The sequence below is a fragment of the Streptomyces rectiviolaceus genome, from assembly GCF_039533825.1.
Taxonomy (GTDB): domain Bacteria; phylum Actinomycetota; class Actinomycetes; order Streptomycetales; family Streptomycetaceae; genus Streptomyces; species Streptomyces rectiviolaceus.
In genome coordinates this window covers 1-12,588 of record NZ_BAAAUG010000236.1, presented here as the reverse complement: position 1 = coordinate 12,588, position 12,588 = coordinate 1, and the positions used below count along the sequence as shown (strand labels likewise).

Genomic DNA, 12,588 nt, shown 5'->3' with positions numbered 1-12,588 from the left:
CGGGCTCTGTTGCTGCGCGCCTTCGATCTGGGCATCACACACTTCGACCTCGCCAACAACTACGGCCGGCCGGTGTTCGGATACGCCGAGACCCGCTTCGGAGAGGTACTGAAGAGTGACCTGAGCCGCTACCGGGACGAGATCGTCCTCTCCACCAAAGCCGGCTACGAGAGCTGGCCCGGGCCCTATGGCATCGGCGGCTCCCGCAAGTATCTGATGGCTTCGCTCGACCGCAGTCTGCGCCGTCTGGGCGTGGACCATGTCGATGTCTTCTACTCGCACCGGCCCGACCCCGACACGCCGGTCGAAGAGACCATGAGCGCCCTCGCCGATGCCGTGCGGCAGGGCAAGGCCCTGTATGCCGGCATCTCCAACTACTCCCCGGACGCGACGCGGCAGGCCGCCGGCGTGCTCGCCGACGCGGGTGTGCCCTTGACGCTCCATCAGCATCGTTACTCGATGTTCGACAGGACGCCCGAGCGGGGGCTGTTCACGGAACTGGCCCGGCTCGGCACCGGCGGCACGGTCTTCTCCCCGCTCGCGCAGGGACTGCTGAGCGACCGCTATCTCAGCGGCAGGGTGCTTCCCGGCAGTCGCGCGGCGGCCGGCATGTTCCTGTCGGCCGAGGACATCACCGACACGTATCTGCAGCGGGCCAAGGCGCTCGACGTCCTCGCGGGCGAACGGGGCCAGAGTCTTGCCCAACTCGCCCTCAGCTGGGTGCTGCGTCGGCCGGAAGTCACCTCGGCGGTGATCGGGGCCAGCAGTGTCTCCCAGTTGGAGGCCAACGTGGCGGCGCTGGACGCGCCGCCGCTCACCGAGCGGGAGCTGGCCGCCATCGAGCCGTACGCGGTGGATCCGACCCCCGTGTGACCCGGCAGGCCGGGTGATCGCTCAGGTCGCCACGCGCAAACCGTGCGTCGCGCGCGTGTCGCCGGGGTGGATGAGCCGCATCGAGGAGGCCTTGTTGACGGCGTCCAGGCGGCTGACCGCGTCGAGCTTCTCGAAGATGTTGCTCAGGTGTCGCTTGACGGTGCCCTCCGCGATGCCCAGCTGCACCGCGATCTGACGGTTGCTCAGGGCCGCTGCCGCGTGGGTGAGGACCTCGAGCTCGCGTGCCGAAAGCTCCGAGGCGGTCACCGGGCCGCTGCCCGCGGCGCGCAGGGACCGCCGGTGCAGCGGCAGCGTCACCGTCTGGTAGGAGCGTGCCCCCCGCTGAGCACGCACGGCATCGACGACGCTGCCGTAGCCGACGCTCTTGTGCAGGTAGCCGTGGATGCCCAGGTCCAGCAGGGACTGCACGAGACGCGGTTGCTCCAGCATGGAAAGCACGAGCACACGGCAGGCCGGAATGCCGTGCAGCAGGCGAGTGGCGATCGCCTCGCGATCGTCGGCCGGGACCATCTGGACATCGAGAACCACGAGGTCGGGACGGGTTCGCGCAACCAACGTGAGCAGGTCGGCCACATGGCCCGTCTGACCCACGACCTCGATGCCGGGCTCCGTGTCCAGCAGCGCGCAGAGGGACTCGCGCAGCAGTCTCTGCTCGTCTGCGATCACAACGCGTACGGATGCGTGGGACATGGCAGGCAGTACTCCTGTTTTTTCCGGACCAAGTGGGTGGGCGGCGCGCCGGACCTTCGTACGTCATGGGGGCGGGATGCGTGCCGATCTCGCGGTGCAACGGAAAATGGCCGGCGCTCGGAAATCGATCCCGGGCAGCGTTGAAGCCAACTTTCGCTCGAAGCAGCGGATTTCCGAACTCACGCGTCTGAAAAATGTGCTGCCGTGCGTTTTCCTGTCAGCCGTCGGCGGCGCACTCGAATCACGTTAGCGACGTCCTTTGTCCGGGCCTATATGCACTTCTCACAAGTAGCCGTGAACGATTCCCCGGACCGATTTCAGATGGGGCCGAAAGCTCCGCCCCGATGTGCCTTTGAGCGCGCCGACATGTGACAGAAGTCGTAGCACCACCGGCCCGCCACGGCCCGACGCCTACGTTTCTGGCGTCCCCGGGCCGACCAGGCCCTCCTATGCAACAGGGAGGAACGCCGATGGCGCCCTCGACTCAATCTCCCACGATGCGAGGACACGTCGACTATGACTTCAGCAAGGTTTCCCCGGAGATCCGCAAAAGACTCCGGCCGCTCGGCACACTCGACAACTGGCACGCGATCGTCGCGATCCTCACGGACTACGTGGGCGTCGCCGTCGCGATCTGGGCGTGCCTGAACATCTCCTGGTGGCTGTACCCGCTCGCGCTGCTCTTCATCGGCTCGACCCAGCGCGCGATGGTCAACCTCCTGCACGAGGCGTCGCACAAGGTTCTCAGCCGTAATCCGGTGCTCAACCTGGTCCTGGGGACGGTGTTCTCCGGCTACCTCGTCTTCCACCTGTACTCGCCCTACCGGACCAGCCACATCGGCTTCCACCACCGCTACCTGGGAGACCCGCAGAAGGACCCCGACTACGAGTTCCACCGGGATCTGGGCCTGTACGACCCGGAAAAGTCGGACGCGCGCTTCTTCCTGGAGAACATCGCGCTGGCCGTCCTTGGCCTGCGTACCGCCTCATACGTCCGGTACATCGTCCGGGACCGGATCTTCTACCGGGGGCCGGGGACCAACGTCTCCATGCCGGTCGGCCTCGGCGCGGAACGGTTGATCTTCGCCGTGCAGTGGTTGCTGATCACGGCGGCCTGCGCCGCCTCCGGAACGCTGCACCTGCTGCTGCTCTTCTGGATCGTCCCGCTGTTCACCAGCGCGGTCGCCGTGGGGTGGCTTTCGGAACTCGCCGAGCACTACCCGATGCCCGAGAGCGAGCGCGCCCAGCTGTTGATGACGCGCAACCGCCATGGATGGGCCATGGAGAACTACCTGCTCGGGCGGCACCACGACAACTACCACCTGGTGCACCACCTGAACATGAGCATCCCGTTCTGGAACATGAAGCGCGCCCACCGCATCCTGCTCGACGATCCGACCTACGCGCGCTGGGACGCGCTGTGGGGCGGCATCGTCACCCGCGCGAAGAACAGGGCCGGGGCGGAGACGGTCGTGACGTACGCCGCGAAGTACCGGAGCTGGCGCCGGGCCGGCGGCGACCCCCAGGCATCCTCGCCCACCTTCGCCGAGGTGCTCACCCTCGCACGGGCCCAGCCGGGGCAGAGGCTCTAGGGAGGCACTCATGATCGATCAGACCTACTCCGCGCCGTGGCGCTCGTATCTCAACACGGCCGGCTCGGGGCTGCAGAGCCGTGAGACCCGCGACGCGGTGGCCGACTACCTCACGCTGGAGGGGACGATCGGCTCCTACTTCGCCGAACGTGCCTACGCGGAGCTGATCGAGGAGGGCGTGTACCGCAGTCTCGCGCAGCTGTTCAACTGTCCGCAGGAAGACGTGGCGATGTCGGACTCCGCGACACGCGCCTGGCACAGCGCCGTAGCGGGCCTGACCCTGACCGAACGCGACATCGTGTGGACGACGCCGTACGAATGGGCCGGCAATCTCCTCTTCCTCAAGAACGCGCAGAGAACCGCCGGATTCTCGATCCAGGAGATCCCGCTCACCCCGAGCGGGGACGTGGACGTCGAGTGGTGCCAACGGCACATCAGCGACCGGGTCGCCCTTGTCTCGGTGACACACATGCCCTCCTGCACGGGGGTCGTCACCCCACTGGCCCCGTTCTCGGAACTCGTCCGCGACCGGCGCACGCTGCTGGTCGTCGACGCCTGTCAGTCCGTCGGGCAGCTCCCCATCGACCTGGCGGCCACGCCCGTCGACCTGTTGACGGCGAACGGCAAGAAGTCGCTGCTCGGGCCGCGCGCCACCGGCTTCGCGGTGGTGTCCCCCCGCTTCCGTGAGGCGGCCGAGCCGGTCAGTGTCGACGTGCACACGCACGCTTTCGTGCCCGGCGGCGGCATCCGCCATCTCACCGCCGGCGCCCGCAAGTTCGAGCTCGGTGAGAAGAGTGTGTCGGCCTTCGTCGGGTTCGACACCGCCCTGCGGCAGGCCCGGTCCAACGACTGGGACCGGACGGCCGGTCTGTCACAGGAGCTGCGCGAGCGGGCCAGGCAGATCCCGGGGTTGCGCGTGCACGCTCCCGGCACCCAGCACACCGGCATCATCTGCGTCACCCACGAGCACCTGGGGCCCGAGCCGCTGTGGCACGAGCTGTGCCGAGCGGGCGTCGCCTGCTGGCTCATCGACGGCGCGCACACCCCCAACTACCTCTTGCGAAGCGGAATCCCGCGCGCTGTGCGGCTGGCCGTGGGACCTCGCACGACGCAGCTGGAGATCGACCACGCGATCCACGTCCTGGAAGAGACCGGCAGTCGCAGGGTCACCGTGCCCGCCGCGACCCAGCAGCAGAAGGAGTGGTCAGCGTGAAGAAGATCATCGTTCTTGGCGTCAATGCCACCAGCCTCAAGTACGTGCCCCAGGCGCTGCGTTCGGCAGGGTTCGAGCCCGTCCTCCTGGCGGACCCCGAGGCGTTCGCCGGCCAGGCCGCCCAGAGTCTGCGGGACTGTGTCTGCTACCCGGCAGACATCCAGGACCGGGCCGCGGTCCTGCGTCTGCTGGCCGAAGACCCGTCGATCACCGAGGACGCATTCGCCATCACCGGCCTGTATGACGAGAAGTTTCCGCTCATCGCGGAGATCGCCGCCACCTACGATCTGCACGGACCGGAACCGGTCGCGGTGCGGCTGGCCTCCAAGGCCGAAGTCGCGGCGCTCATACCGGAGTTCAGCCCGCCGACCTTGCGCTTCACGGCAGGCGAGGCGGCCCGGCTCGCAGTGGACCCCGCCACCCTGGCTCCGGCGCCCGACGGCTACATCCTCAAGCCGGCCGAGGAGGCCGGCGCGCGCGGCGCGGCGCGTCTGCCCCAGGGGTCCGGACCCGTGGACCTGTGGAACGCCGTGGCCACCGCCGGCCTGTCGCAGGACGCCGCCCACCCCTGGGTGCTGCAGGCGGACATCCGCGGGTCGCTGTTCAGTCTGGAGGGATACGTCACCGACGGCCGGATCGTCTTCATCGACTTCTCCCAGCGTGGGCGCATCTCCTGGACAGAGGTCAGTAATCTGCTTCCCGCCGACAGCCGGCTGCCTCACGGAGCCGAGGATCTGTGCAAGGCCGCTGTCACCGCGCTCGTCGAACGTTCCGGTCTGTCCCAGGGCTACTTCCACTGCGAGTTCCTGGTCAACGGCAGGCAGCCGTTCCTCATCGACGCCAACATCGGTCGCCTCGGCGGTGCTGCCATCGTCGAGCAACTCGCGCTCGCACACGCCCTGGACCCGGTCGAGATCCTCGCCCATGTCCTCACGCTGGGCCTGCCGGCCGCGGGAACCAGCCCGGAGCCCGCCTACCACGCCCAAGGCAGCGGCAAGTCCACCCTGTCGTACTACTACGGCATCGAAGGAGGCGGGCAGGTCACGTCGGTGACCGCGCCGGACGGTGGGCGCTGCCTGCACACCCAGGTCGCGCCGAAGGGCGCCCGCGTCGGGCCCGTGGGCACGGGCGACGCCGCCTGGGTCGGAATGCTCACCGGCCTCACGAGCGACGTGGCACGTGAGATCGAGGACGTCGTGGTGCACACCGCCGACGGCCCGCGCCGACCCGCCTGGGTGGCACCGTCATGAGTCGTGAGCGTGCGGCGCCGCCCGGCGGTTGGACGATCTACGCCGTCCGCTTCCTCACCTACAGCACCTGGGGTGTTCTGTATCCGTTCTTCACCGTGTGGCTGCTGGACCAGGAGATCTTCTCGACCGCGGACTGCGGGCTGATCACCGGTGCCGCGGTCCTCGCGAACCGGCTCGGCTCCCTGGCGTTCGTCCGCGTCCTGCCGCCGGGCCGCGAGCGCGGCTCCATCATCGGTTCACAGATCGTGATGGCGGCGACAGCAGGCCTGATGTGCGCCATGGTGCTGCTCCCGGTCGGCTCGCTCATCGCCTGGATGCTGGTCTCGGCGGCCTTCGGCCTGGCCGGTTCGCTGGCCACGCTCGCCCAACTGACGTTGATCGTGCACCAGTTCGGCCCGGAGGAGACCCGTCAGGCCTTCTCCTACGAGAACGTCGCACTCAACGCCGCCGGCGGCCTGGCCCCCTTCGTCTCGTCCCTGGCCTACGCCGCCACAGGCCGGTTCTACGTGTTGGCCCCGATCGGGTTCGCCGTGCTCGCGGGACTGCTGGCGACGCGCCTGGCGTCGGGACGCGCACCGGTCCACGAGGCGGCGATGAAGACGCCGGATGCCGCAGGTCTGCCCCGGGGCATGGCCGCTCTGCTGGGCGTCAACTTTCTGACCCACATCACGTACGCGCAGTTCTACGGTGTGTTCGCCGTCTACGCGAGCCCGAGCCTCGGAGCACGCAGCGTCGGCCTGCTGTTCGCCTTCGCCAGCGTCGCCATCGTGGTGACGCAGTCGCTGATGACCAGGTGGTTTCGAGAGACGCGCGAACCTGCCCTCATCGTGGGCGCCAACCTCGCACTGGGGGCTGGAACCGTCCTGCTCGTGGCTCCGCAGGGCGGCATGGCGCTGATGCTGCTCGCCGTCCTCGCCATCACCGTCGGCGAGATGCTCTACGGCCCGGTCTACCAGACGCTCGCCGTCGCCGTCGCGGGTGGACGAACGAGCCTGGCCGTCGGCGCCCTGACCTTCGTCTGGGGGCTGGCCGAATCCCTCGCCGTGGCCTTGGGACTGTGGCTCATCGGGGCCGGCCTCGGCGCCGCGACGTTCTTCATCGGAGGCGGGGCGGCCGTGGCCGTCGTCGTGATCGTCGCCGTATTCCACCGCTGCTTCGCTGCCATGGCGAACACCGACGCGCCCGCGCCCGCGGCCCGGCGCACCGCCGATTCCACCGCGTGACAGGAAGGGACATCGTGGCATCCGCACCCGCATCCGCACCCTCCATCGACCAGCGCCCCGCGTCCGGCCAACGGCCGGTCCGCGTCCTCAAGTTCGGCGGGACCTCGATGGGTACCACCCCCGAGCAGCTCGCACGGATCGCGCGCATCGTCGCCGCGGCCCATCGGCACAGCAACGTCGTGGCCGTCGTCTCCGCCCGCGGCGATTCCACCGACCGGCTCATCGACGAAGCCCGGTCGGCCGGCGCCGCGCCACCGGGCCGTGAACTCGACCAGCTGATGGCCACGGGCGAAGCCCGCTCGGCTGCCCTGCTGGCCATCGCCCTGCACGAACTGCGCGTACCCGCGGTGTCGTTGCTGGGATCACAAGCCGCGTTCAGCGTGTCCGGCAAGCACACGAACGGGCGCATCGAAAGTCTGGACACCGCACGGCTGCGCCAGACGCTGTCCCGCGGGGAAGTGGCCGTCGTGGCCGGCTTCCAGGGCCTGAACGCGGACGGCGATGTCATCACCCTGGGCCGGGGTGGCTCCGACACCTCGGCCGTGGCTCTGACCGTCGCGCTCGGAGCCGCCGCCTGCGAGATATACACCGACGTCGACGGCGTCTTCTCGGCAGACCCGCGCATGGTGCCGCAGGCGCGGCTGATTCCGGTCGTCCGCAACAGCGTCATGTCGGAGATGGCCCACGCCGGAGCCCGCGTACTGCACACGCGCTCGGTGGAACTGGCCGGCCGCGCGGGCGTCGCCCTGCACGTACGGAGCACCGTCAGCGGTAGCCCGGGGACCGTCGTGGTCTCCGAACAGGAAGGAACAGACCCCGTCATGCTGGAAACCGAAGACCGTGTGACAGCCGTGTCCCACGAGCCGGGGAACGCCCGGATCACGATCGTGGGCGTCTCTCCCGACGCTCCGCTGCCGGGAACCGAAGTCCTCGCCCTGCTGGCCGACGCATCGGTGCCGATCGACGTGATGACCAGGTTCACCGACGGGTCGCAGCGGCACGGGTGGGACTTCACGGTGCCGGCCAAGTACATCGACACCGTGACCAGCCTGCTCACGACCCTGCCCGGCAGGGTCGCCGTCGACCCCGCCGTGGCCAAGGTGTCGGTCGTCGGTTCCGGTCTGATGAGCGACCCCCGAACCCTGGGCCGCATGCTGAACACGCTGCTCGCCGAGGGGATCGACCCCCTGTCCCTGGCCACCTCGCAGAGCCGCATCTCCGCGACGGTCACCGAAGCGGACTGCTCCCGCGCGGTGGAGGTCCTGCACGCGGAGTTCGTGTCCCTCCCCGACCCGCACGAGGCGATCGGGCCATCGACGGTCACAGTCGGCTCACCCGTCTGACCCTCCCGGCTCATCGCCGAACACGTCCACAAGCTTTGCCGTGCGCCACCCGCCAGTCACCGAAAGGGGCCCTCATGACCGAGCCGGATCTGTTCCGCGCCGGGCACCACCTGCGGGTACTGCGACAGCCGCGCACGACGGAGATCGCCGACGGGGTGTTCGCCCACATCTCACCCGACGACGGCTGGTGCCAGAACAACGCGGGCATCATCACGGGGCCCGAGGGGGTCACGGTCATCGACACGGTCGCGACCGAAGCACGCACGCCGGCCCTGCGCGCCTCCGTGGAATCCCTGCGCGCGGGACCGGTCCGCAAGGTCGTCAACACACACCATCACGGCGGCCAGACCTACGGCAACGGTGCCTTTCCCGAGGCGACCGTCATCGCGCATTCGCTGACGCGCAGCGAGATGGCGGAGACGGGGCCGCCGCTGACGGAGTTGTGGCCCGACGCCGACCGGGACGAAGTCGGTCTCGTCCTGCCATCGGTCACGTTCGACGAGGGACTCACCCTCTACAGCGGGGACCGTCGCATCGAGCTCGTCTTCTGCGGGCCCGCGCACAGCACCAACGACGTCGTGGTGTGGCTGCCCGAGGACCGGGTGCTGTTCACCGGCGACGTGGTGCTGGCAGGGGCAACCCCCTGCACGGTGATGGGCTCTGTGGAAGGGGCGTTGGCGGCCATCAGGACGCTGCGGGCGTTCGGCGCCCGTACGGTCGTCTGCGGGCGAGGTCCGGTCCGGGGCACGGAGGTCTTCGCCGAGACGGAGGCCTACCTGCGGTGGATCCAGATCGTGGCGATGGAGGGCTGGCAGCAAGGCCTGACGCCGCTGGAGACCGCCAAGAAGGCAGGGGCGGGCCCCTTCCGCCGACTGACCGGCGCCGAGCGCATCGTGGGCAATCTCCACCGGGCCTACGCCGAACTCGACGGCGGCGCCCTGGGGCGGCCCCTGGAACTGCCCCAGGTCTTCCGGGAGATGGCGGAGTTCAACCACGGGAGCGCCATCACCGGATACCTGGCCTGAAACAGCCGGTGTTCATGCTCTCATCGATCCATTGACAGAACCGCTCGGTTGGTTTTTTCTGTGCTGTGAGTGTGCGGCCAGGACCGTCCGAGTTCCCCTCCGAGCAGTTCTTTCGTCAGCACAGTCAGTCATACGAAGGAAGGAACAGACGTGTCTGTTGAAACGATTGCGGATGCACAGGCCGGGATCCCCGATGTGGTTCGGCTCCTGCCGAGCTTCGACGTGGACTCCTTGGTGCGCGACGTGAAGGCCTTGCGCGCGGAACAGGCCGCCGACTGGAAACTGCAGAAGACCTTCGTCACCGATGACAACCTGGTCGAGACCGAGCTCGACTGGCACATCATGCCCCTGCGCAGCACGGGCGGTGACAAGGCGCGCACCGACCCGGGCGGACCGGGTCTGGTGTCGTTCGCCGACACTCCCCACACGGAACTCGCGCCGAACCTGCATGCGGTGATGCGGGCGATCCCCTCACCGCTGCGCTCCGTCCGGCTGATGGCACTGGGCCCGGACACCTACGGCCCCGACCACTTCGACAACAAGTACGCGCTCACCTGGGGCATCGCCCGGCTGCACGTACCGGTGATCACGCTGCCGGAGGCGAAGCTGTTCTTCGGGCAGACCCCGTATGTGTGGGAAGCGGGCTCGCTCTGGTTCGGCAACTTCGCCCGCACCCACCGGATCGAGAACAGCGGCCGCACTCACCGCGTGCACTTCGTGATGGACGTGCAGGTGACCGAGGCGCTGTTCGACCTGTTCCCGCCGGAGGCCCGCGCCGAGCTGCCCTTCGACAAGATCATGGTCAATCGCGAAGAGCAGCCGTTGCAGCCGTCGGCCCTGCACCAGGTCGCCTTCGAGGTACCGAAGTCCTTCACCGACTGGGAAGAGGACGACGGCGAGTTCCTCGTCGACCAGCCGACGGTGCCGGCCGAGATCAGGGTGCAGGACGGCCGCCTGGTGCTGCACTACGACGGCGCCCCCTACGCGGGTCTGGTCCACATCGGGGACAACGAATTCCGCTTCCAGGGATGGACCGACGAGCGCACCGTCCAGGTCGTCGACGACGCGGGACAGCGACGGGTCGTGCTGCGTACCAGGGTCGGCAAGCAGGTCCGGACGCTGGCGATCCCAGCGACGTCCCAGAGCGTGTGATCTGCCGCGGTGGAGGCCGATATGAGCATGACCGTGAACAACTGCCGGACCGCCGGCTTCGGCACCCCGACCGAGGGCCTTGGCACCGAGGAATGGGACCGGCTGGCAGGCGACCACCTCTATTCCACCAGCGGGTGGCTGGACTTCAGCGTCCATGACCCCGGGGGGCGCACGCTCACCGGGAACGTGCACGCCCGGCTGCCCGGGGGCACCGCGGCCGTTCCGGTCACCGCGGTCTGGGAGGAGAACAACGGGTTCTACCAATGGAGTCGACTGCTGGACAAGGCAGGCCTGCCTGCGGCGAGCCCGCAGGGTCTGCTCGTCGGCCCGCGCCGTGGCTATCAGACGAATCTGCTGATCAGCGAAGGGGTGGATCGCTCCGAAGGGGCCTCAGCCCTGGTGGAGGAACTCGCCGGCCTGCGCAGGCGGGCCGTGGCGGACCGGATGTTCGACCACGGCCGCCCCGACCAGATCCCGTGCCACGGCATGTTCCTGACCAGCGCCGACGTGAGGGCCCTGCGCTCGGCCGGGGTACGCGCCGAGCCCGTACTGTGTGCCGCCGACGCGTGGATCCGTACCGAGGGCGAGGACTGGAACGGCTGGATGCGCACGCTGCCGTCCAAGCGCCGCGGCGAGCTGATCCGCCGGGACCAGCGGCGCTTCGATTCCGCGGGATACCGCTTCGTCGAGAAGCCGCTGTCGGAGTGCTACGAAGAGGCGGCCCTGATGTCCCAGGGCACGCAAGCCCGCTACGGACAGCCTGCCGACGTGTCGGTGCTCGCCGAGTCCCTGCGTGTTCAGGCCGAAACGATGGGCGACGCGGCACGGGTGCTGATGTGCGGCCTGGACGGCGAACCTCCCGTCGGATTCCTGCTGTTCTACCGCTGGGGCGACGCGACGTTCCTCAAGGGCGCCGGCTTCCACTACGACCAACTGGTCGGCGTCGCCGAGTACTTCAACCTCGTCTACTACGAGCCGATCCGCGACGCGCTGCGCCGTGGCAGGCGCTGGATGCACGCCGGAATCGCATCCACCGACACCAAGGCGATGCGTGGCGCCGAGGTCCGCCCCCTGTGGATGCTCGATGTGTTCGGCGACGCCACCGACAACGACGCGATCCGTGCCTACAACGCGGCCCAGCTGCGCGAACTCACCGAGTCCTCCACAGCGGTGGCCAAGGCAGTGGTCGAAGACGAGTGGCTGGAGTTCTGTTGAAGTCGCGCCTGTTGCTCAACGGGGACTTCGCTCGCTTCTGGCTGAGCCAGGTACTGACCAGCGTCGCGTCCAAGAGCATGACGATGGTCTTCCCGCTGCTGGCGACGATCTCGTTCGCGGCCACGCCCTTCGAAGTGGGCGTGGTCGCCGCCGCCCAGTACGTGCCGGTGCTGGTGGTGACCCTCTTCATCGGGGTATGGCTGGACCGGCGACCACGACGGCCCACGCTGCTGTTCACCGACGTGGCGGGCGGGTTGGCGCTGCTGGTCATCCCGGTTCTCAGCGGGCTCGACGAGTTCCACATCGGGATGCTGTACGCGGTCGCGTTCGGTTTCGGCTCGCTCGTCGCCATCGCCGAGGTCTGTGCGCAGGCGTATACGCCGAGTCTGGTTCACGAATCCGACCTGGTCGCCGCGATCGGGCGGCTCGAAGCGGTGTTCACGCTGGTCGTGGTTGCCGCACCTGGCCTCGGCGGACTGCTCATGAACTGGTTGGGCGGCTCCGGAGCAGTTCTGATGGGTGCGGCGTTCTACTTGATCGCGGCGCTCGTCCTGCTCACCGTGACCCGCCGCGAGCCACCGGTCGTCGCGCCGGTGACCCGCGAACGCATGGTGAGCGAAATCGCCGCGGGAGCCCGGCTCCTGCTGTCCATACCCGTACTGCGGACGCTGATCGGGCAGGCCGCGCTGTTCAACTTCTTCGAGCAGGCGATGCTGACCCTGTACACCGTGTACGCGGCCTCCGTCGTCGGCGTCACGCCCGCGCTGCTCGGCCTGACCGTGACGCTCGGCGCCGTCGGTTCCATGCTGGGCGCGGTCGCTGCCGAGCAGGCTGAACGCAGGTGGGGGCTGAAGCGGGTCGTCGTGGCGAGCATGGCCATCGCGTCGTTCGCGCCGGTGCTGATCCCGCTCGCCACGGATCCCACCCCGCTCACCGTGACGATCTGGTCCGTCTCCTTCGTTCTCTACGGATTCGGTCTGACCGTCTACAA

General features: G+C 68.6%; 12 protein-coding genes. 11 read left to right on the top strand and 1 reads right to left on the bottom strand.

Annotated elements, in window-relative coordinates:
- Nucleotides 1–873 (top strand): aldo/keto reductase (locus tag ABD378_RS43115; protein WP_344530834.1); only part of this gene is annotated, 873 nt, incomplete at its 5' end.
- A gap of 21 nt (nucleotides 874–894) precedes the next feature.
- Here ABD378_RS43115 and ABD378_RS43110 read toward each other — a convergent pair.
- Nucleotides 895–1,584, bottom strand: coding sequence for a response regulator transcription factor (locus ABD378_RS43110; protein ID WP_344530832.1), 690 nt, complete (start codon nucleotides 1,582–1,584; stop codon nucleotides 895–897).
- A gap of 76 nt (nucleotides 1,585–1,660) precedes the next feature.
- On the opposite strand from ABD378_RS43110, the gene ABD378_RS43105 reads away from it, so the two are divergent.
- The 10 genes from ABD378_RS43105 to ABD378_RS43060 form a co-directional block, all read left to right on the top strand.
- On the top strand, nucleotides 1,661–1,834 hold the full coding sequence (locus tag ABD378_RS43105) for a hypothetical protein (RefSeq protein WP_344530830.1): 174 nt from the start codon (nucleotides 1,661–1,663) through the stop codon (nucleotides 1,832–1,834).
- Between the two features lie 247 nt (nucleotides 1,835–2,081).
- The gene (locus ABD378_RS43100; RefSeq protein WP_344530828.1) at nucleotides 2,082–3,176 is read left to right on the top strand and encodes a fatty acid desaturase; all 1,095 of its coding nucleotides are present in this window, start codon (nucleotides 2,082–2,084) and stop codon (nucleotides 3,174–3,176) included.
- Nucleotides 3,177–3,186: 10 nt separating this feature from the next.
- Nucleotides 3,187–4,389: an aminotransferase class V-fold PLP-dependent enzyme gene (locus tag ABD378_RS43095; protein ID WP_344530826.1), complete on the top strand. Its 1,203-nt coding sequence runs from the start codon at nucleotides 3,187–3,189 to the stop codon at nucleotides 4,387–4,389.
- Complete coding sequence (locus tag ABD378_RS43090) at nucleotides 4,386–5,639, top strand: ATP-grasp domain-containing protein (protein WP_344530824.1); 1,254 nt, start codon at nucleotides 4,386–4,388, stop codon at nucleotides 5,637–5,639. The genes ABD378_RS43095 and ABD378_RS43090 overlap by 4 nt, the downstream gene beginning before the upstream one ends.
- Nucleotides 5,636–6,862: an MFS transporter gene (locus tag ABD378_RS43085; RefSeq protein ID WP_344530822.1), complete on the top strand. Its 1,227-nt coding sequence runs from the start codon at nucleotides 5,636–5,638 to the stop codon at nucleotides 6,860–6,862. Before ABD378_RS43090 ends, ABD378_RS43085 begins: the two co-directional genes overlap by 4 nt.
- 14 nt (nucleotides 6,863–6,876) lie before the next feature.
- Entirely contained in the window at nucleotides 6,877–8,205 is a 1,329-nt protein-coding gene (locus tag ABD378_RS43080) for an aspartate kinase (protein ID WP_344530820.1), read from the top strand.
- Between the two features lie 74 nt (nucleotides 8,206–8,279).
- On the top strand, nucleotides 8,280–9,230 hold the full coding sequence (locus tag ABD378_RS43075) for an MBL fold metallo-hydrolase (RefSeq protein ID WP_344530818.1): 951 nt from the start codon (nucleotides 8,280–8,282) through the stop codon (nucleotides 9,228–9,230).
- Between the two features lie 150 nt (nucleotides 9,231–9,380).
- Nucleotides 9,381–10,382, top strand: a complete 1,002-nt coding sequence (locus ABD378_RS43070) for an aspartyl/asparaginyl beta-hydroxylase domain-containing protein (protein ID WP_344530816.1) — start codon at nucleotides 9,381–9,383, stop codon at nucleotides 10,380–10,382.
- 21 nt (nucleotides 10,383–10,403) lie between these two features.
- On the top strand, nucleotides 10,404–11,597 hold the full coding sequence (locus tag ABD378_RS43065) for a GNAT family N-acetyltransferase (protein ID WP_344530814.1): 1,194 nt from the start codon (nucleotides 10,404–10,406) through the stop codon (nucleotides 11,595–11,597).
- On the top strand, nucleotides 11,594–12,588 hold a 995-nt coding region (locus ABD378_RS43060; RefSeq protein WP_344530812.1), incomplete at its 3' end, for an MFS transporter. The genes ABD378_RS43065 and ABD378_RS43060, both read left to right, overlap by 4 nt.

Coding starts and splice junctions, on each gene's coding strand:
- ABD378_RS43110 (WP_344530832.1), bottom strand. CDS start 1,584: ATGTCCCACGCATCCGTACGCGTTGTGATCGCAGACGAGCAGAGACTG.
- ABD378_RS43105 (WP_344530830.1), top strand. CDS start 1,661: ATGCGTGCCGATCTCGCGGTGCAACGGAAAATGGCCGGCGCTCGGAAA.
- ABD378_RS43065 (WP_344530814.1), top strand. CDS start 10,404: ATGAGCATGACCGTGAACAACTGCCGGACCGCCGGCTTCGGCACCCCG.
- ABD378_RS43075 (WP_344530818.1), top strand. CDS start 8,280: ATGACCGAGCCGGATCTGTTCCGCGCCGGGCACCACCTGCGGGTACTG.
- ABD378_RS43100 (WP_344530828.1), top strand. CDS start 2,082: ATGCGAGGACACGTCGACTATGACTTCAGCAAGGTTTCCCCGGAGATC.
- ABD378_RS43085 (WP_344530822.1), top strand. CDS start 5,636: ATGAGTCGTGAGCGTGCGGCGCCGCCCGGCGGTTGGACGATCTACGCC.
- ABD378_RS43095 (WP_344530826.1), top strand. CDS start 3,187: ATGATCGATCAGACCTACTCCGCGCCGTGGCGCTCGTATCTCAACACG.